Origin of the sequence: Nostoc sp. FACHB-190 (genome assembly GCF_014696905.1) — a bacterium.
Classification (GTDB): Bacteria; Cyanobacteriota; Cyanobacteriia; order Cyanobacteriales; family Nostocaceae; genus Nostoc_B.
The window spans coordinates 478,916-500,482 of the sequence record NZ_JACJQW010000001.1 but is presented as its reverse complement, the minus strand read 5'-3'; the positions used below and the strand labels follow the sequence as shown (position 1 = coordinate 500,482).

13 protein-coding genes are annotated in these 21,567 nt (G+C 40.8%); 8 read left to right on the top strand and 5 right to left on the bottom strand.

Translation table 11 applies throughout. The annotated features are described in order from the left end of the window. Positions 1-120: 120 nt before the first annotated feature. The 3 genes from H6G28_RS02305 (at position 121) to hetR (ending at position 6,678) form a co-directional block, all read left to right on the top strand. A complete protein-coding gene (locus tag H6G28_RS02305) occupies positions 121-1,425 on the top strand; it encodes an inorganic phosphate transporter (RefSeq protein WP_190668705.1) in 1,305 nt (434 codons plus the stop codon). Positions 1,426-2,063: 638 nt separating this feature from the next. After that, positions 2,064-4,250 (top strand): DMT family transporter, encoded by a 2,187-nt coding sequence (locus H6G28_RS02300; RefSeq protein ID WP_190668703.1) that lies wholly within the window; start codon positions 2,064-2,066, stop codon positions 4,248-4,250. A 1,528-nt stretch (positions 4,251-5,778) separates the two neighbouring features. Continuing rightward, entirely contained in the window at positions 5,779-6,678 is a 900-nt protein-coding gene (gene hetR, locus H6G28_RS02295; RefSeq protein WP_062295448.1) for a heterocyst differentiation master regulator HetR, read from the top strand. 561 nt (positions 6,679-7,239) lie between these two features. Here the strand turns inward: hetR and H6G28_RS02290 are convergent. After that, entirely contained in the window at positions 7,240-7,851 is a 612-nt protein-coding gene (locus tag H6G28_RS02290) for a peroxiredoxin (RefSeq protein ID WP_062294438.1), read from the bottom strand. A 141-nt stretch (positions 7,852-7,992) separates the two neighbouring features. Between H6G28_RS02290 and H6G28_RS02285 the strand changes: the two genes are divergently transcribed. The 4 genes from H6G28_RS02285 (at position 7,993) to H6G28_RS02270 (ending at position 15,500) form a co-directional block, all read left to right on the top strand. Further along, positions 7,993-10,092, top strand: coding sequence for an amylo-alpha-1,6-glucosidase (locus H6G28_RS02285; RefSeq protein WP_190668701.1), 2,100 nt, complete (start codon positions 7,993-7,995; stop codon positions 10,090-10,092). A 287-nt stretch (positions 10,093-10,379) separates the two neighbouring features. Then, positions 10,380-11,930: a YcjF family protein gene (locus H6G28_RS02280; protein WP_190668699.1), complete on the top strand. Its 1,551-nt coding sequence runs from the start codon at positions 10,380-10,382 to the stop codon at positions 11,928-11,930. A gap of 722 nt (positions 11,931-12,652) precedes the next feature. Next, positions 12,653-13,312 carry a PEP-CTERM sorting domain-containing protein gene (locus tag H6G28_RS02275; protein WP_190588032.1) on the top strand — a complete coding sequence of 220 codons (660 nt, stop codon included), beginning with the start codon at positions 12,653-12,655 and terminating at the stop codon, positions 13,310-13,312. Positions 13,313-13,739: 427 nt separating this feature from the next. Next, entirely contained in the window at positions 13,740-15,500 is a 1,761-nt protein-coding gene (locus tag H6G28_RS02270; RefSeq protein ID WP_190668696.1) for a serine/threonine-protein kinase, read from the top strand. A 108-nt stretch (positions 15,501-15,608) separates the two neighbouring features. Here H6G28_RS02270 and H6G28_RS02265 read toward each other — a convergent pair whose 3' ends face one another. From H6G28_RS02265 to H6G28_RS02250, 4 genes are all read right to left on the bottom strand, one after another. After that, positions 15,609-17,279 carry a phosphatidylglycerol lysyltransferase domain-containing protein gene (locus tag H6G28_RS02265; RefSeq protein ID WP_190668694.1) on the bottom strand — a complete coding sequence of 557 codons (1,671 nt, stop codon included), beginning with the start codon at positions 17,277-17,279 and terminating at the stop codon, positions 15,609-15,611. Between the two features lie 83 nt (positions 17,280-17,362). After that, on the bottom strand, positions 17,363-18,265 hold the full coding sequence (locus H6G28_RS02260; RefSeq protein ID WP_190668692.1) for an alpha/beta hydrolase: 903 nt from the start codon (positions 18,263-18,265) through the stop codon (positions 17,363-17,365). A 5-nt stretch (positions 18,266-18,270) separates the two neighbouring features. Next, complete coding sequence (locus H6G28_RS02255) at positions 18,271-19,230, bottom strand: alpha/beta hydrolase (protein WP_190668690.1); 960 nt, start codon at positions 19,228-19,230, stop codon at positions 18,271-18,273. A gap of 9 nt (positions 19,231-19,239) precedes the next feature. Beyond that, a complete protein-coding gene (locus tag H6G28_RS02250) occupies positions 19,240-20,073 on the bottom strand; it encodes an alpha/beta fold hydrolase (RefSeq protein WP_190668688.1) in 834 nt (277 codons plus the stop codon). Between the two features lie 114 nt (positions 20,074-20,187). Here H6G28_RS02250 and H6G28_RS02245 point away from each other — a divergent pair, with 114 nt between their 5' ends. Continuing rightward, a complete protein-coding gene (locus H6G28_RS02245; RefSeq protein WP_190668686.1) occupies positions 20,188-21,132 on the top strand; it encodes a lysylphosphatidylglycerol synthase domain-containing protein in 945 nt (314 codons plus the stop codon). The last annotated feature ends 435 nt before the right edge of the window (positions 21,133-21,567 follow it).

Below are 21,567 nucleotides of genomic sequence, written 5' to 3'. Positions count from 1 at the left end.
CGTAGAAAATACTTATAGCTGATTGTCAATTCTAGTGGGAAGTATGAAGTATAAAGTATGAAAATTTATTCTCTACTTGACTACTTCTGACTTTCCACCGATCTCCATCTACCCCAACTTATGCCCATGACCTTAGTGATAGTTGCCATCCTCGCTTTTTATGTCGCCTGTAATCTTGGTGCTAACGATGTTGCCAATGCAATGGGAACTTCTGTGGGTTCCAAAGCTGTGACTCTCAAACAAGCCATCATTATTGCTGGAGTTTTAGAGTTTACTGGCGCTGTCTTATTTGGGCATGAGGTGTCAGAAACTTTAGCAACAAAGGTTGCCAATCCTAGTTTATTTGCTGCCACACCCCAATTATTGGTAACAGGGATGATTACTGTATTAATATCTTGCGGTGTATGGTTGCAAATTGCTACTGCCAAAGGTTTACCTGTATCATCTTCTCACGCCGTCGTTGGTGCGATCGCAGGCTTTAGTGCTGTGGCAATGGGTATAGGTGCAATTGATTGGTCATCAATTGGCATGATTACCATTGGTTGGTTACTCACACCGATAATTAGCGGTAGTATTGCAGCTTTGTTTTACAGCCAAATTCAACGCTGGATTTTAAATCAACCAAATCAAGTTGCACAGCTAAGAGAATGGATTCCTTGGCTGAGTTCGGCTTTGTTGGGCGTGTTTGGCGTGATTGTCCTACCTTCGCTAACGCAACCTTTAACGAATTTCTTAACTGCACAAGTAGGAATTAACATCCCTGTATATGACATCCCCTTATTCACAGGTGCATTAGCAGCAGTGGGACTGACTGTAATGAGTTGGCGACAACTAGAAAAAGAGGCAGGAGATACACAGAGCAGAGAGCAGAGGAATAATATTTTACTCCCCACTCCCAACTCCCAACTCCCGACTCCCGTTGAAAGATTATTCGGTCGTTTCCAACTACTCAGTGCTTGCTTTGTGGCGTTTGCACATGGTTCTAACGATGTGGGAAATGCGATCGCACCTTTAGCCGCGATCGTTTATATCAACGCTACTGGTAACGTACCAATCAATGGTATCGATATCCCCTTGTGGATTTTGGTTGTTGGTGGTGCAGGAATTGTTACAGGTTTAGCGATTTGGGGAAAAAACGTCATTGCGACTATTGGCGAAAACATCATTGCTTTGCAACCTAGTAGTGGGTTTTGTGCCGAACTAGCTACCGCCACTACCATTCTTTTAGCTTCTCGCTTGGGTTTACCTGTTTCGACATCTCACGCACTGGTTGGGGGTGTAGTGGGGATCGGGATGGTGCAGAGCCTGAACTCAATTAAATTTCAAACTCTGCAAGCGATCGCTGCTGCATGGTTAATTACAGTTCCTTTAAGTGCAGTCCTGAGTGCAAGTATCTTTAGTATTGCGCGGTTGGTTTGGCACTAACTGAAAATGGGGAGTAGGGAGTAGGGAGTAGGGAATAGGGTTTTTAAATTCACTGGGAAAATTTGTTGATGGATGCCTAATTCAAAAAAACTAGGAGTAAAAATTGCAAAATAAATATTTAAATTATCCTGATGCCTTTTGCGGAATACTTTGAAATACTAGAAGTAGCTAAAATATATTTTAGGAGAGAATAATACTTAAAAATTCCCCAGGAAAACAAACTAAGCTCTCAGATAAATGTAAACTGTTGCCAAAGTTACATTCTAGAATGATTTACATCTAGCTTTTACAAAGTTATTATCCTGAATCATTTCCAGGCATTTATTCGCAAGTATTTAAAATTTACTGTTGCTATCAAAATAGTAAGTACTTATATTGAGTGATAGATTTTATATTTCAAAATCTCACTTTTAAAGGACTGAATTTTCTGGCTGATACGTGGCACAAACTATGTGAAGCTGTACAGCCCAAGACTATATACTTTGCCAAGCTGTGTTCAGCGTGACAAAATTACTTTGATACGTGCAAATCTTGTTAAATTTTTTGGTCTATCTGACAAAATACTGAAATTTAGTATGAGCGCCAAGCAAATTTACGGGAAGCAGCTTTATCTTCAAGGTGTTAGAGGTTAGAAGCTAATGGGGCGAATTGAAAAACGGCCAGATAGCCCGCGAGTTAGAGGCGAACTATCGAGATCAGCAGAAACAGCACTCTGGGCTGTTGTGGAGGATTTAGAAAATCTCCAACAAAATGTGCTGAGATCATTGCAAGAAGAAATTAAACGGTTACAAGCAGATAAAGAACGACTGTACGATGACATTCAAAAACTGCTAGAGGAAAAAGAACACTTACAACAAGTGCGACAAATTACCGAACAGCAGGTGTTAATCCGACAGTTGGCAGAAGTTTTAGCCAAACATATTTCTTCTCAACTGCAATCATCACTGAAGAATTTAGCTAACGAACTAAAAATGACTGGTGCTGATGAACAAGCAGTACTAAAATCAGCCGAAAGTAATGAGCAGATTAAACAAATGCTGGGCAGTTTGGATGATACTCTGACCATTACTTTTAATTCGCTGCAACAAGAACTAAAAAATTATCAAGGTAATTTGTCTCAGCAGTTGTCTCGGATGCAAAGCCAACAACAGCAAGGCGAAACGATTGTAGAGGAATTAGTTAATCGCCTGCGTGGGGAATTAACTAAAGCTATCCAAGAAACTACCCAACCTACAAAGCCATCGCCACCAACGGTTCTACAACCAGATGAGCCAAAGTTGGAAAGTGCTGTGAAAGTATCTCCCCCGACAGTTTTACAATCAAACGAGCGATCGCCTGCTAATTCTTTTACAGTATCTTCAGCTACAGTTTTACAACCAGATGAGCCACAGCCGGTAAATTACCCTCTGTTATCGGAAGTCACCAATAAATCGAATGACAACCAAACGACTGCTTCTTCAACAGAAACATCTTCAGCCGTAATTGTTCCACCAGTTAAGGAAAGCCCCACTCAGCCAATTTCCATCGCTCCCAAGGACTTTCCCCCCAAGGAAAAACCACCGGAACCAATTGTTTTACCGGACAAAGATGTGGCGGAATCTACATCTAGCAATGTTGCAGCCAGTGAACAAAATGCTGTACTCCGGTTTGATGTACCAGAAACCCAAATCCAATCTCCTTCTAGCAAGGCTAGTGAGCCAGTTTCGGTTATCAGTGCAGATTTAGTAGAAGATGAGCCAATTTCTCCACCGCCTGCACCAGCACGCAGATCCCGAAGACCTAGCAAACCTCAAAGTTTATCTCCAGTGCAGATTGGGTTTTTGCTAGTTGTTTTGTCTACGGTGGTGTCTTCACTGTATAACGTCGCTGTAAAAATGATGTTCCACCAAAGTTCTGCGGTGGTGGGCAGCTTGGCTGTAGAACGGTTATTATTACCGACTTTGGGCAATATTTTCTTAATTTTATTGCTGCGCTTGGCGATTGTAGTACCGCTCACGTTGCTGTTAGCACCGATGATGCACCCCCAAGTTTGGCAAGATATCAAAAACTTAATGGAATCATTTCAAGGTAAGCCTTCAGCCGCTAAGGTGAAAGCCCAGAGAGTGTTGCAACTATCAATTGCTAGTGGTTGCTTTTTGTTTTTATCGCAGGTGCTGATTTATCTGGCAATTGGTCAAGTAACAACGGGTATGGCGATCGCACTATTCTTTATCTATCCCGGTATTAGCGGTTTGTTGTCTTGGCTGTTATTCCGTGATAAACCCAATAGCGTGCGTGGGGCTGCCATTGGTGCGATTTTCTTAGGTGAATTATTAGTTTTAGCTGGTGCTGCAACGGCGGGGATCAGCGATTTTTCTATTGGTAGCAGTGCCGCAATTTTTGGTGGGATCGCCTTTGCCTGCTACGTGATGCTGACTCGTGTCTGCGCCGCTAAACTGCATCCTGTGTCTTTTACTTTAGTTAGTTTCACCACCATGTTTGTTTTGAGCTTCATTGGTTTGATGTTACCTTTACCAACCGCTTGGAGCTTAACAATTGATGGTTCTAAGTTATTAGAGATTATTCTAAGTGCCTTTATTTTGGGCGTGCTGACACTTTTAAGCTATGTCCTCAACAATATTGGTATTGGTAAACTTGGAGCCTTGCGATCGGCAATTATTGGCGCAGGCGTACCGATATTAACCGTAGTGTTTGCTGGGTTGTTGATTCAAGAAAATTTAGAAATAATTCAGATTCTCGGCGTTTTATTTGTCACATTTGGTGCTGCGGCTTTTAGTTTTGAGAAAATGCGTCATCAAGTTAAATCATCAAGTGCTGAAAATTAAATAACATAAAGCAGCGATAGCAGTAGCCAAGTTGCTTAGGACATCGATAAATAATAAGACTTAGACACAGACACCACAAAGCTTTTACCCCTGTCATCTGTCACCTATTACCTGTCCCCTGCTATATGTGTCCGTGAGGAAAGTTAAAAGTCGAATGTTAAATAAAACTTTGATTATCTCAACTTTGATTTTTAACTTTTCAATTTTTTATTTTGTTTTAATAATTGTCAACAGGCGACGACAAACTTAGTAATCAATCCAAGTCAATCGTCTTATACAATTCCCAAAAATCCTGCATCCTAAAACTTTTTTAGATATTGTCCGGTTAATCCAGAATGATTTGGGAAATTTGTACATTAGCAGCAAAACCCTCTGCTCTAGGCTCTGAACTCTCAGTCAGTCTTTCACCGATAAATTTATTACCCTTGGTATCACTCTAAAAGTCAAACAATATGAAATCTGGTAATTGCATTACGTCACCAGATACCTGTATATTTTATAAATAACAACGTACAACAGCCTTTTGACTAACTTTCCGACCTGTTTAACACCCAAATATTTAGGACAAAATAAATAAGAAAGTTACTATTCCTGTACGTAATTTACAATTCTGATACTGTGAATATTGAAACATATTCACTGCTACTCACCACCTCAAAACATAGGTTTTACAGTTAAAAGGGGCTATAAAATCATCAGATACTACATACCGTAAAAGCGGCTTTTTTATATTCATTGAAATATCAGGAATCCTTAATAATTCCTATTGTGTAAACTAAAAAATAGAGAGTCTTAATATAATATTAAGATTGAGTTAATTTACATAAACTTGATAAAAAAGCTGACAGAATAGAATATCATGATTAAAGGCAATAAACGGTATTTTGGACGGGAAACTATCTACCTGATTTGAGGAATTAGATTTCTCTAAGTACTAACTACCTAAAGATGCCCGAAATTTGCCGAAAGCTGTGAGCATTATGGTAGTCTACTAGTATCTGCTAAACCTGTAATTTGATTCAAGTTCAGTAGATGATTGACTCTCAGATTACTCATCACGAATAGGAAATCGACGAGTAACCAGAATTCTCTACAAACCCAAAGAAAGCAGTCATTCTTGGGAAAGGTGCATACCATCAAGTCCATCGGCTGGTTAGGTGTTGCCACAATCAGGAAGTATTTTCCGTTTGTGAACTAACCTAGGTTGTAACATCCTGGCTACCGAAGACAATCTTTATAGATTAAATCGGAAAAATAGATGGTTTTGTAATTGGTATGACAAGTAGAGGAATTTCATGGTTATTTGTGAATCTGTCAGGAAAAGATGACAATAGCCAAATCAACTAACTTCTTTTTAGTAGTGATTTGCTATATAATTCGGAGCCATTGGCAATTTCAACTGCTAGTAACCTGAAAGTCACAGCATCCTAGAAAGTCTCAAGTAAAAATATCGCCTAAAGTTTGGGTGTATACTACTTACTTCCCTCTGACTATAAATCTGTAAACGTGCTATTTAACTGTCTGTAATATGAGTAACGACATAGATCTGATCAAACAACTTGGCCCTAGTGCAATGGATCAGATCATGCTTTATCTGGCTTTTAGTGCTATGCGGACTAGTGGGCACAGGCATGGAGCATTCTTAGATGCAGCAGCTACGGCAGCTAAGTGTGCAATTTATATGACCTATCTTGAACAGGGACAAAACCTGAGAATGACGGGTCATTTGCACCACCTGGAGCCAAAAAGGGTCAAAATTATTGTGGAAGAAGTCAGACAAGCTCTGACGGAAGGCAAGTTGCTAAAAATGTTGGGTTCTCAAGAACCACGCTATTTAATTCAACTGCCTTATGTCTGGATGGAAAAATACCCTTGGCAACCAGGGCGATCCCGTGTGCCAGGAACTAGCCTGACAAGTGAAGAGAAAAAACAAATTGAGCAAAAATTACCTGGTAACTTGCCAGACGCACAATTAGTGAGTTCGTTTGAATTTCTCGAACTAATTGAATTTTTGCATAAGCGATCGCAAGAAGTCCTCCCGCCTGAACATCAAATGCCCTTGAGTGAAGCCTTAGCAGAACACATCAAGCGCCGCCTACTTTATTCAGGTACGGTGACAAGAATTGATTCACCTTGGGGAATGCCCTTCTATGCGCTAACTCGTCCTTTTTACGCACCAGCAGACGATCAAGAACGTACCTATATCATGCTAGAAGATACTGCGCGGTATTTTCGGATGATGAGAAACTGGGCAGAAAAACGACCAAATTCCATGCGTGCTTTAGAAGAACTGGATATTCCTCCAGAAAAGTGGGATCAAGCAATGGAGGAACTTGACGAAGTTATCCGCGCTTGGGCAGATAAGTATCACCAAAGTGGTGGTATTCCCATGATTTTACAGATGGTTTTTGGTAGAAAAGAAGATTAACACCTCCGGCTCATAAAAAGTAAGCATCCTAACACTCAGCAACCGGTAAATCTCAAATCAAATGTACAAGCGTTACGACGGGTAGGCTCCTGCTGCAAAATTTAGAGACATTGTTAGCTTTTGTCTCGAATGGCAGGATGCTTCCGTTGCCATCCACATTTATAAATTGGATGATTCATTATTTTATTAGCTTATATAAATAAACAGGGTTATTCTAGTCACCAGTAAGACTTTCTTGATTTCCATCTGTCGCATTCTTTTTTCAAATTGGTATATAGCGTTTATCAGTTTAGTGCAGTACAAGTTGATAGGGGACAGAGGCTAGAGACTAGAGGAATGTACCTCATTGAGATGAAAAACGCTGTAAGTAATATTAGGTTTAGAGACGATTTATCAAGTAAACATTAAATTATAGTAGCTGTCTTAAAAGTCAAGCGATCATTAGCTAGAAAAAGCTTATTAATACAAGAAACCACAGATAAACACTGGGTTTATCTGTGGTAAAAATGAATTTTGCCTTCAATGCCAACAAAAACTATTGGAATTGAAAGCGAGAAAATTCTAGACGGAAGCGAAGTAAACTTTAGACTTCACAGGATCAGGAGTCATTGTCTGATCACCAGGTTGCCAACCAGCCGGGCAAACTTCATCTGGATGTGATTGGACGTGCTGAATAGCTTGTAATGTCCGTAGGGTTTCATCAACGCTACGACCAAAAGCTAGGTTGTTAATAGTAGCGTGTTGAATGATACCATCTTTGTCAATCAAGAACAGACCACGCAATGCAACTCCTGCTGCTGGATCAAGCACGTTGTAAGCGGCGCTAATTTCTTTCTTGATGTCGGAAACTAGGGGATAATTGAGGTCGCCTACGCCACCAGATTTGCGATCAGTTTGAATCCAAGCGAGGTGGGAGAACTCACTATCAACGGAAACACCGAGAACCTCAGTGTTAAGTTTCTTGAATTCTTCGTAGCGATCGCTAAATGCTGTGATTTCAGTAGGACAAACAAAGGTAAAGTCTAGGGGGTAGAAAAATAAGACTACATACTTACCACGATAGTCGGAAAGTTTGATTGTCTTGAATTCCTGATCAAATACAGCAGTTGCTGTAAAGTCGGGAGCTTGTTGACCAACGCGGAGGCTTCCTTCTGTTCCGTAAGTGAGGGACATTAACCTAATTCTCCTTCAACTTATATTTCGTTTTAGTAGCGTTAGAATCCGGGTCAGGTAAACTCACCCATCTACGCTGATTCACAGTTTAATTACGATCTGTTACGACTATATCATAGTCATAACGATTTTGAGTAGCAAATGACCAATTTAGATACAAGAGAATGGTTACTCACCAATGGCTTAGGCAGTTTTGCCAGTGGGACAGTTTCTGATGTCCGCACACGCACCTACCACGGTTGGTTATTTGCTGCTACAAATCCGCCATCAGGGCGTGACTTGCTGTTGTCACACTTGGAGGCGAGTTTAGAAGTATCGAAGGGGGTTGTGGCATTAGGAACAAATATTTGGGGTAGTGGAGAGATTAAGCCCAGAGGTTACGAATTTCTCCGATCTTTTGATATTAACCCCGTACCCAAATGGATTTGGGGTGACGAACACTGGCAGTTAAGTAGACAACTGTTAATGCCTTGTGGTGTTGAGGGGAGTAGGGAAAATAGCCCCCACTCCCATCGGATTTTGATTCACTACCGTTATGACGGACTAGAGACAGCGATTTTAAAACTGAGGTTGTTGATTTGCGATCGCGACTTTCATCATCAACAAACTGCCACAGGGTTACAATTTTCCCAATTGTTAGGGCAACAACAAGTTTGTCTACAAGCGATCGCATCGGGACACTTTGGTAAACCTTGGTATTTACGCTGGACACAGGGGAAATATCAAGCAGACGCATTTTGGTATTGGAATTACGTCTTACCAGAAGAAACACGGCGGGGATTAGGTAATTATGAAGACTTGTATAGTCCTGGCTATTTAATCGTCACTCTCCAGCCAGGAGATAGCGTCACTTTGGAAGCAAGGTTAGGTTTTCCTGATCCCCAACAAAGCCCGCTATTACCAGAAAGCTTTGCAGAAGCAGTCGAAGCAGAACAAGAAAGACTCAGCCAGATTTTTGGCTACATTCAACCCAAACATCAAGATTGGCAATCAACAACAGGCTTATTAACGAGTAAAGCAATATCAGCCAAGGAAAACCCTCTACCCCCTGTTTCTTGTCCACTACTGAATACTCAATCGCTGATTTGGCAACAACTAATCAAAGCCAGTGATCAGTTTATTGTGTATCGGGCTGCCGTGGCTGGCCCAACCATTATTGCTGGTTATCACTGGTTTAACGACAGAGGACGTGATGCGTTAATTGCCTTACCAGGTCTAGCATTAGTACCGCAACGCTACGAATTAGCCAAAGGAGTATTACACACCTTGGGGCTTTACTGTCGCCACGGTTTAATTCCCAATGGCTTTCCTGATGTTGATGGTGAGCCATCTTACAACAGTATTGATGCGGCGCTGTGGTGGATTGAAACATTAGGACTGTATTTAGAAGCTACCCAAGACTGGGAATTTTTAGCAGACCAATTCCCGATAGTGCAGCAAATTCACAAAGCCTTTGTAGGTGGTACACGTTATAACATCCAAGTTGATGCTACAGATGGATTAGTGGGTTGGTATGCTCGCGGTGTAGCTTTAACTTGGATGGATGCACTAGTTAACGGTCAACCTATCACGCCGCGTTATGGTAAACCAGTAGAAATTAATGCCTTGTGGTATTCGGCTTTGTGTTGGATGAGCCAATGGGCGCAACGCTTAAGCCAAATGCGAGTGGAGGATGCACCACGTTTAGCCAAACAAGCGCAACGTTATACACAGCAAGCACAACAGGTAAAAGTTTCCCTACAAAAATTCTGGAACCCGATGTTGGGTTACTTGTACGACACCATTGAACCAGACGATCGCCGTAACTCCCAAATTCGCCCCAATGCTGTGATTGCATTATCTTTACACCATTGTGGATTTTCCCAACAACAAGGCCGTCAGGTACTTGACTTAGCAACTTATCGCTTGCTGACTCCCTATGGACTGCGTAGCCTGGATGCCATTGATCCCGAATATGTCGGTAAGTATATTGGTATGACTCATGAGCGCGATCGCGCTTACCATCAAGGTACAGTTTGGAGTTGGTTAATTGGGCCGTTTATTCGTGCTTGGCAGCGTTTTTATCCCAAACAACCAATACCCTTTCATTGGCAACCCCTCATCGACCATTTTCTTGCTGATGCTTGCCTTGGCTCCATTTCCGAAATTTTTGACGGCGACCCCCCACACACCCCCAGAGGTGCGATCGCTCAAGCTTGGTCAGTAGCAGAGGTGATGCGTCATATCCAGGGATTTCCGTAGGTAGAGGGTAAGGGGTGGGTGCAGGGGTGCGAGGGGGCAAGGGTGCAAGGGTGCGAGGGGACAAGGTGGACAAGGAAGCAATCTTTCTCTTTCTACCTTGTCTACCCCCTCGCCCTTGTCTCCCCCCTCGCCCTTGTCTCCCCCCTCGCCCTTGTCTCCCCCCTCGCCCTTGTCTCCCCCCTCGCCCTTGTCTCCCCCCTCTACCTTGTCTCTCCGAACTCCCCACTCCCCACGCCATCAGTTCTACTATTAAAAAAGTGCCTCTTGAATACTAACTCCCGCTACCCATGCCTTTATCGCGCATAGTAACGCTAATTGTTGGTCTAATTGTCATTTTGGCAATGAGCCTATGGCTGATAGATTCCCTATCACGCCTTTATTGGCAATTGTCTTATTCACCATTACTCGGTAATTTGCTGCTGTTGCTGCTGGTTGTCTTGATTGGTGGATTAGTGGCGGCGTTTGTTTATTACGTTCTGGTGCTTCAGGCTGGAGAAAAACGTTCTCGCCAAGGGCGCAGGCGGGTGACACCAGCCCAAATCCCGGCGGCAAAATCTGATGCAGCTTCCTCCACACTCCAAGCTGTGCGCCAACAAGTATCGCAAATACAAGATGAAGTCGCCCGACAAGCTTTATTAAGCCGATCGCGGGAAATTGAAGCTAATTTAGCACGGGGTGAAATTCAAGTTGTGGTGTTCGGTACAGGAAGTGCCGGTAAAACTTCCCTGGTGAATGCGATTATGGGGCGGATGGTGGGTCAAGTCAATGCGCCAATGGGTACTACCACAGTCGGCGAAACTTATTGTTTGCGGTTGAAGGGATTAGACCGCAAAATTTTAATTACCGACACACCGGGAATTTTAGAAGCAGGAGTCGCAGGTACAGAAAGGGAACAGTTAGCGCGAGAACTGGCGACAGCCGCAGATTTATTGTTGTTTGTGGTGGATAATGACCTGCGTCGCTCAGAATATGAACCATTGCGGGGTTTAGCAGAAATTGGCAAGCGATCGCTGTTAATTCTGAATAAAACTGACCTGTATACAGATGAAAATAAAGAAGTGATTTTGGCACGGTTGCGTGAACGAGTCCGGGGTTTTATTTCTGCTCACGACGTGGTGGCGATCGCGGCTAACCCCCAATCGGCACAATTAGAAACAGGGGAACTTTATCAACCAGAACCAGATATTGTCCCACTGCTGCGGCGGATGGCGGCTGTACTGCGGGCTGAGGGCGAGGATTTAGTGGCGGATAACATTTTGCTGCAATCTTTACGCCTGGGTGAAGAAGCACGTAAACTCATCGATGCCCAGCGTCGCCGCCAAGCCGATAAAATTGTTGAGCGATTTCAATGGATTGGGGCTGGTGTCGTCTCAGTTACACCCTTACCTTTTGTAGATTTATTGGCGACAGCCGCCGTCAACGCCCAAATGGTTGTAGAAATTGGCAGAGTCTACGGCTGCGAGTTGAATATGGAACGGGGGCGGGAATTAGCTTTATCTTTAGCAAAAACTATCGCTAGTTTAGGGATAGTGAAAGGCGCGATTCAATTAGTTTCGACAGCTTTGCAATTGAATGTTGCCACATTTATTATTGGCCGAGCCATTCAAGGCGTAACAGCCGCATATTTAACCCGCATTGCCGGCAAAAGTTTTATTGAATATTTTCGCCATGATCAAGATTGGGGCGACGGCGGTATGACAGAGGTAGTACAGCGCCAGTTTCAAATGAACCGCCGCGATGAGTTTATTAAAGCTTTTATTCAAGAAGCGATCGCCAAAGTTGTCAAACCTTTACAAGAAAAAGTAGAAGCCCTTGATCAAGATGAAGAAACTCATTAGTGCTGAGTTGGATTAGACAAGGTAGAGGGGGGAGACAAGGTAGAAATCTTGCTTCCGTGTCCCCCGTATCTCCCGTGTCTCCCTTGTCCCCCTTGTCCCCCGTGTCTCCCTTGTCTCCCTCATCCCCTAGCCCCTAACCTATTTCATTGTAAACTTTCCACTAAGTAAAAATTACGTAAGTAATGTTGCATCTTCGGATATCAGTATTGATAAATCCTTACGTAATCAAATACAGAGAGAATTTTCACTGAGATAGTACGGAAATAGGAATTTAATCTTTTCGTAAAATAACCAGATTTTTATTGCCGTTTTCTTTTTCTACTGACAGTATGGAAATATGCAAAGGCAACGATGACAATCGAGCTTTAAGGAACTAGGGAGTTAATTAGAGATGTAAGGCAGCGAGCTAAATTAGTGTACTTATTTAATTGAGCAAGTGCGTAGCCAAAACAGCATTTCTGACATTGCAAAAGCTATTGAACCTCATAATTTCGACTTCTGCTAATTTGCGTAAATATCGCTTGCACAGCGCGTTTTGTGCTGCTTCGACATGATGCAAATCAGTAGGAAATCACTTAAAAGAAACTACTGAGGTTATCAAGCTGATTGATATATAACCTGCCGTTAATGCAATAACTTGATGTCTACTTTATGAACTGCTGGAAATTTCTTTCTAGTGCAGAAGTAATTTGGCAAAAAGTTTATTGACACTCCCCCATTTTATGAAACCTAATTTTGGAGAAATTCAACTCATGCTGACAACATCTTACAAAAAACTATCTCAAGCGACTGCTGGTATTGCCCTTGGTGCTGCAATGTTAGCGACTGTGGGTAATGCTCCTGCACAGGCTGTAACTTTAAAAACATTTAATATTTCTGGACAATTCGCGCCTCAAGCTATTTCTGGTTCCACTGGAGTAGCTGTAGATTTACAGAATGGTTCTTTTTCTGGAACTTATACAGTAGATATAGACCAACTACCAACTGCTACGAGTGTCCTTTTAAATGATTGGTCTATTGTTCTCAAAGATGCTTCTAACAATATTTTGAGAACATTTTCTAGCAGCTTGCTGGGACACACTGGTCAAGTCATGCAGAATAGTTTGCTATTTAGTAACAACATAGGTACAAACGAAGGTGAAGTCACAGAAAGTTTAGGATTAACATTTCCCTCTGGTTTTACAGGCTTACCTATGGCTGTTGCATCTAGCGGAAGATTCAGTAGTGTTATAGATATCAACGATACTTTAACTGCTGGAAGAATAGCAATCACATCTGCAACTGTCAAACCAGTCCCAGAACCTGTTTCTACTGCTGGTGTTGCTGTGGCTGGTGTTGTGGGTTTATGGATGAAGCGTAAGCAAAAAGCACCAATAGCATAGTTGCATTCCTGAAAGACGGGGATAATTCATAAACTGGATTAGCTTGATTGCAGAGTTCTTTTCTACGCAAATACGCACTGGGGTTCCTTCTCTCCTCGCAAAGGAACCCTTTTCTTTGGGCTACCAATCTTCCTTGTCCCCTTTGTCCCCCTTGTCTCTAAATGATGCTTAAGTCCCCTCTGAAAATATTGCCAGTAAAAACACGGCATTGATGGCTCTTTTTGCGATACTATATTCAATGTTTGGTTAATTTCGATTTATATGTAGTGCATATAGCAAAAAAAAATAAATTTGTGGATAAAAATACGTAAAAATTAATAAGCCAGGACAACCTTCAGTAAAGCTCAGGTAATTATTTTGCAGGACATCCGGAAACAATCAGGTGATGTCTGAAAAGTTATATGCGGACTTACTAAGTAACCAGCTTATGAGCCACTACATGATCGGTAAAGTACTACAATCACGGTACCAAATCGTTGAAAGTCTGGGTGCAGGGGTGTTTGGACAGACATATACTGCTATTGACATTGAATACCCAGAAAACCCTAAATATGTCGTGAAGCAGTTGAAAACTCACAATTGCCAAACCAGCTATTTAGAAACTTTAAGGTTACATTTCCTGACGGAAACAGAAACTCTCAAGCGTCTGGGTAGCCATTGCCAAATTCCAGAACTCATCGCCTGTTTTGAAGAACATGAGCGACTGTATTTGGTACAGGAGTTTGTGGAAGGACATGATTTAACAGCCGAACTACCCATCAATCAAATGTGGGGATGTTTGTGGGGTGAAAGTGAAGTTGTGGAATTTTTAGAGGATGTTTTGCAAATTTTAGAATTTGTTCATTCTCAAGGCGTGATTCATTGTGATATTAAACCAGAAAATTTAATTAGACGCTGTATTGATGGCAAACTGGTTTTAATTGACTTTGGTTCTATCCAGTCGGTGAAGTTTTCTTTAGATACAGAATTGCCTATTGATTGGATTCCTGTAACATCTTTGGGTTACATTCCACCAGAGCAATTTATTGGTCAAACAAGACCTAATAGTGATATTTATGCTTTGGGGATGATTGCTATTCAGGCGCTGACAGGTTTAGAACCGTTACAGTTTAAAGTTGATCCCCAAACGAATGAGATTATTTGGCGTTTACCAGATACTCAGGTGAGTGATTATTTAGCTGTTATTCTCAGCCAAATGATCCGCTATGATTTTCAAGAACGCTTTCAGTCGGCGGGTGAGGTATTGCGTATCCTCAAACAAATGCGCCATGAAACTCAGCTATCTCAAGTTTTACCAATATCAGAGCATGAACCGTCAGAACTGGTAAGGGCGAATGATGAGACACAGCAAAATTTCACCATTAATAATTTAGCGCCCCTGATGACAGGGATGAAAATTGGACTAGCGGCTAATTCTTTGTTGATGGGGTTTGGTGTTTATTCTTTAGTGAATAATTCGCCTGCATATTCAGAAAACGAAACTTTATATAAAGCGACGGAAAACTATCAAGCTGGAGATTTACAAGGTGCGATCGCTCTGGCTAAGTCCATTCCATCTTATAGTAATGTTTATCCTGAAGTACAAGCGACTATTGAAGTTTGGCAACAACAATGGCTGCAAGCGGCGGAACAATATTTATTAGCCGAACAAGCTTTGAATGAGGGTAGATGGTCTGATGTTTTTAAAACAGCTAATCTCGTTCCTGATATTTTATATTGGCAATCGAAAACACAACTACTCGTACAAAAAGCCAGAGTTAATCTCGAAAGCCAAAGCCAAAGTTTACTAGCGAAAGCTTATGCAAAGGCGGAAGCGCGAGATTTTTCCAGCGCCTTAGAATATCTGCGCCAAATTCCTCAAGAAAGTTCGGCTGGGGCGATTGTCCAGAGAAAATTGACCGAGTATAATCACAAACGACAGATTAGAGCCGCTTACTTTTTACAAAATGCTTATAAAAAAGCAGCTTTTGGCGACTTTGATGGCGCGGTTAAGTTTCTGCGCCAAATTCCCAAAAACACAAAAGTATATGCTCAAGCTCAAGCTAAATTGCAAGAATACACTCAAAAGCAACGTTGGCAAACTCGCACTCAAGAATTAGCATTTGATGTAGATTCACCTAAAAAAAATACCACTAAACTGATCAATTCTCATTTCGACTATCAACTACAAGAAGTAAATATTCGCTAGAAGAATAAGGCAAAAGGCAAAAGGAAAAACTCTTTCTCCCCCTGAGACCTGCGGTTTTTATAATTGATATTATCCCCCCATGTCCACCTTGTCTCCCTTGTCTTGCTTCTACGCTCCTGGTTTGAAATAATCAAGGAGGCGATCGCCTGAATCAGCGCGAATTAATGCTACAACTACATCAGGTAAGGCTGTCAAACTTGGGTAAACCAAATAACGGGGTTCCCAATTAGGGCGAAACTTGTCTTTATAGGCGTGTAAGCCTTGGAAGTTATAAAAGCGGTTTAAGTGTTCATAAAGATAGTGCAGCACTTTTTCTAAGCGGCGTGAGGTGGAATTTTCCCCGACTCCAGCTAAGGCGGACAGGCCAAAATTAAAGCTGTCGTAGCCTTTTTCTTGAAAGTGCTGAAGCAGAGAAGTAAACAGAAAATCCATCATTCCATTTTCCATTGAGGCACGATGCCGCATCATATCAATGGTAATTTCATTCAGCTGATACTCTGGCAAAATGTTGGTAAACGCTGCAATTCCACCATCAGGTGTATGCACAACCGCAATTTCGCAATTTCGCAGATAAGCTTCATCAAACCATCCTAAAGAAAAGCGTTTTTCGGAACCTTGCGCCATCTTTAACCATTCATCGCTGACAGATTTCAGTTGATGTAATAAGTCATGATTGATTGGTGGTTGATAAAAACTCACTTGATAGCCGAGTTTAGTTAAACGATTAATTGATGGGCGAAAGTTCTTTCCGGCTTTCCCTTGGAGGGTAAAGTTTTTTAGGTCAACGATCGCTTCTTCGCCAATCTTCAGTATTCTAAATCCCAGAGAGATATATAAATCAAGGTCATCGGGTGAGGTTTGATAAAAAGCGGGATACCAGTCATTGCGCTGACAAAACTGCTGAAAACTAACAATTACCTCTTGACGCTCTTCAATGGGGCCGATGGGATCTCCGAGAGCGATCGCACCCCGCCCTTTTGGTACATAAGCAATTACACTTTTACCAGAAGGACTAAAAAAATAACTTTTATCGCTTAAAAGTGTAATTGCCGCTAAAGAAGAACATCCATAATCTTCTACTATTTTTTTGGCTTTTTGCTGCTCAATTAAAGTTGCTGGATTCTGTAAAAATACAGGCTGTAACAACATCACCACAGCAAATGTAATTGTACTGGCAGCAATAATATAAATAGAATCAGCAAAGAATTCACCAAATCTAGTTTTTGGTTGTAAGCCCCAATTATCCTCTGTGAAAAACATTGCTAAAGTCTGAAGTAGGGCATTCTTCCAACTAAAATTTTCTGTAAACTTGCCATCTAATAAATAAAATCCGATTGTGCCGTAAGCTAAGGTAAACAGCAACGCTCCCATTAAAACTCGCACACCCCTAGCAATAGAAGGTCGGTCTGATTGGGCTGTAAACACATGGCGCATCAAAATCAATTGTGTTAGCAAAATTCCTGATAATATACTTTCTTCGTAATCTAATCCTTTAATTAAATGGCTCAGAATCGAAATAACTAGTAATCCAATAGTTAATAGCCAAGCAATTCGCTTACGGCGTAATAAATTAGTTGCCAAAGTCAATAATATAAACCCTGTTAAGGCAGCAAATACATGACCAGTTACCCGAATTTCAAAGGGTAAAAAATCTTTTAACCAATGATTACGACCATACAAGGTGGGTGTAACTGCGGATAAAACATTGACTACGCCGACTAACCCTGTTAAGAAACCGACACTCCAAATTCCAATCTTATTTTTTAAGTTTTTATTCATTATTTTTAACTAAATCAATACATTTTTATAGCGATTAATAATCTACTTTATCGGCGTTTATAGTGTCCTCAATCTATATTGAATTATTTTTTGAATGTTTTAAATTGTTCTCCCACATAAGCCAGAGAGTCTTTTAAATGCTTGTGAAAATAATTCCAACCAACATCTGCGCCAGATAAACCATGACCTCCAGGAAAAGCATAGAATACGTTAGCAATATCTAAATTATTTAAGGTTTGATGAAAAATTTTAGTAGAAGCCAAGAAATTCTGATCATTCAACCCCGCATCAAGATATATTCGTAATCGTTTTCTATCAGCAGTTGATAACTGTTGGACTATTTGTAATGGACTATTTTGCGCCCCACTACTGTCGGTAAAGTAACCGCTATGACTAAATAATATATTGAAGTTGTTGAGATAGCGTAACCCAATATTAAATGCGCCCCATCCACCAGAAGATAGACCACCCAACGCCCAAAATTCTGGGTTTTCTAGAGTCCGGTAACGTGACTTAACAACCTGGACTAATTCTGCACCAATTAAAGTCCCAATTTTGCCATTCGGCCCGTCATAATAATCAGGGTCATATAAAGGGCTAGAACCACGGTTATCATTGCCATCAGGAGTAATAATAATTGATGGTGGTAATTTGCCACTTTTATACAATTCATGTAAGACATTTATGATGGCATATTTATCAGCATAGGCACGCGCATCATCGTGACCACCATGTAATAAGAAAATCACGGGATAGCGGGTTTTGGGATTTTTTTGATAGTTAGGCGGTAAAATCACGCCATATTGGCGGACTGTACCCATAGCTTGGGAATTGAAGGTTTCTAGCTGAAATTTTAAGCCTGTATCTGCTTGCTGTTGGGGTGGGTCTAATTGCGGTGCGCCTAAGATAAAAACATAATAATATGCAGCACCTGTAAGAATGGCGATCGCTCCTGCTAAACTCAAAAATAATTTCGGAATTTTCATAAATTTCAATTTACTTTCTGTTTTTTCGGCTGAGAAATTCCTAAATTGTCAGCAGCATGAGCAATTTCCGCAATCCGAAACTGTTCACCTACAAATGTCAAAGAATCAGCTAAATGTTCTCGCCAATATTGCCAAGTATGACTACCAGGAAATTGCTGTAATAGATTGTAAATTTTTTGCTGATTCAGGACTTTTGAAAATTCTTTGGCATCATCGAGTTCTTCCGTATCAGACGTACCGGAATCTAAATAAATTCGCAATCTTTTTTTGGCTTGATTTGGTAGAGTTTTAATATAGCTAATTGGGCTATTTTGCGGGCCACTTTTATCTTGAAAATAGCCACTATGACTAAATAAAATTGAAAAGTTTTGTAAGTTATGTAACCCTACATTCATTGCACCCCAACCACCAGAAGATAATCCTCCCATTGCCCAAAAATCAGGATTAGGTAAAGTGCGATAACGCTGCTGCACTACTTTTACCAGTTCATCACCTACGGCTGTCGCAACTTTACCATTGGGGCCGTCGATATATTGAGGGTCAAAATAGGGGCTAGAGCCGCGTTTATCATTACCGTCGGGAGTGATAATAATACTGGGTGGTAATTTACCTGTAGTGTATAGTTTGGTTAGGGTTTTGAGGGCTTGTCCTTTCTTTTCGCTAAACCAATCAATTGGTTCACCGTGACCACCGTGGAGAAGAAAAATTACCGGATAAAGTTGTTGAGGATTTTGTTCATAACCAGGGGGTAAAGATACTCCATAAGTGCGTTTTCCTGCCATGACTTGGCTATCGTAAGATTCGATTGTATAAGTTAAAGGTGTGGCTAAGGTGTTAGCGTCTGGCTGAGTTGGTAATAGAGAAACTTTTGTTTGCGTCGGTTTAGCGGCTATACCTTGGGAATAGTTACAAACAACTAAAGTCAATGCCGAAATGAAAATTACTAAGATTTTTTTGTAATTCATATTGAACAATTAAGAATAAACTTGTTGTGTTAACCAATTTGCGATCGCCTGATTAACTAACTCAGCACATTCCGCCATAACCAGATGTCCAGCTTCGGCGAAATGTAAATGAGTACCATTCACAAAATGACTTGTTAATTCATCTCCCATTTTTTGAGTAAACATCGGGTCTTTTCCCGCAGTAATTACCAAAGTGGGAATATGTAAATGCTGTGGTAATGAATGGCGGACAAAAAAGTTATAGTCCCAAAAAATTTCTAAAGCTTTGTAGGCATCAAAATCTGTTGGTACAGGATTTTCTGCAAAAAACCTTTCCATAACTTTGTGACGGTAAGAAGTAGAAATAAAGTTATTAAAAACTTGCACACCTGGTAAATGGTAAAGATGTCTCCCGCCCCAAGCCATCAATTTCATCAGGGGAATTTCCCACCAAGGTGCTAAATCATGAGTACCACCAGCAATAGCAATTATCGCACTCACTCTATGGTGTTGGGCAAATTCTAAACCAATAGGAACACCATAACTATGACAGCAAAGCACAGGTGATTTAATCTCAAACTTGTGCAGCAAACGCGATAAATCTCGGCAATGTCTTCCAATAGAATAGCGCGAGTAACGACTAGATTTTCCATGTCCAGCCAAATCATAAGCGAGAACTTCCCAGCCTTGATTGTGGGCAAATTCATACTGGTTTCTAAAGTTAAAATGATTGCCCATTCCGCCGTGAATAAAAACTATCGCCGGAGTTGTACCAGGACTATGGCAAACTTGTAAATTTACTCCTCGCCGCAGATGAATTGAGGAACCAATTAAAGCATCTATAAAACAGTCATCATCTGTCATGGAAAGTTGCTACATTACTGATCTAAACTTTGATGTTGTACATTCAAAGCTTAAGCCTGTGATATGACAATGCTGTGTCAAGGTAATGGAAAATTTGCGAATAGGAAGTAAATAATGCACAAAAAGCTGCAACTCAACGGAAATTTTTTATTTGGCTTGTTGCTGCTGGCGATTTCTGTCTGGGCGATCGCCAATGAACTGCGCGAGTATAATTACCATGATATTCTGCGTGCGATCGCCTCAATTCCACTACAAAGCTTGAGTTGGGCGATTGGATTCACGGCTATGGGCTATTTTGTCATGGTTGGTTACGATATTTTAGGTTTTGCCTATATTCATCGTTCCCTACACTGGCAAAAAATTGCTTTGACTAACTTTATTAGTTCTAGTTTTAGCAATACTATCGGTTTTGCTTTGCTAACTGGTAGTGCTATCCGCTATCGTTTTTATTCTAGATGGCAAGTCTCAAAAATTGCGATCGCTCAAATTATCGCTTTTGTGAATTTCACATTTTGGCTGGGAATGTTTACTGTTGCTGGGTTACTTTTTTTGATTCACCCTTTCGTGATTCCCCTACAACTACATTTACCATTCACCACTGTTAGTCCTCTTGGCTGGATATTTTTGAGCTTGATGGGAATTTATTTAATTGGTAGCCTAGTTATTCACCGACCTTTAATTATTCGCAACCATGAATTTCGCTTGCCATCTTTCCAGACATCTCTGATGCAAATCATTATTTCTAGCCTTGATTGGATATTTGCTGCATCAGTACTATACAGCTTATTACCCATTAACACAGCTTACAATTATTTAGATTTTTTAGGTATTTATTTACTTGCTATGTTTGCAGGTGTGGTGAGTAATGTTCCCGGTGGTTTAGGTGTATTTGAAACAGTAATTTTATTGATGCTGTCCAATAAAATTTCAGCAGCAGCAGTTTTAGCCGCAATGCTGGCTTATCGCGGTGTATACTACTTTTTACCTTTATTATTAGCAACAGCTTTATTAATATTTGATGAAGTTAAATCTAGTACACAATATATCATCAAAAAATAGATCATATAGCTATTTCCCAGACTTGAAAATTACAGACAGATAAATTTAACTGCCGATGGAAAAGGATGTAGAAGCGTAAGCGGCTTGCCGCAGGCTACGCAGATAAATTCTTACCTCGAAAGTCTAGTAATCGCTATATAAATATTTGAAATAGCTGTAATATTTTATCTAAATCCTGACAAATCTTATATCCTTCCGGATACAGCTAGTATTTATATGTAAACACAAATAGTAGTAGATGCACCCTTATTAATTTCTCGCCTTCAGTTATTCACTGAGGGCTTTTATTTATTGCACAGGACATATAGCAATTCTCATTACAGTAAAGTACAAGCAAGAATAATTAACCGCAGATGTAAACGCGCACTTCAGCTTACCGCAGACTACGCAGATGGCAACAGATAAATTTGTACCTCATACCATTTTGGATTTGAG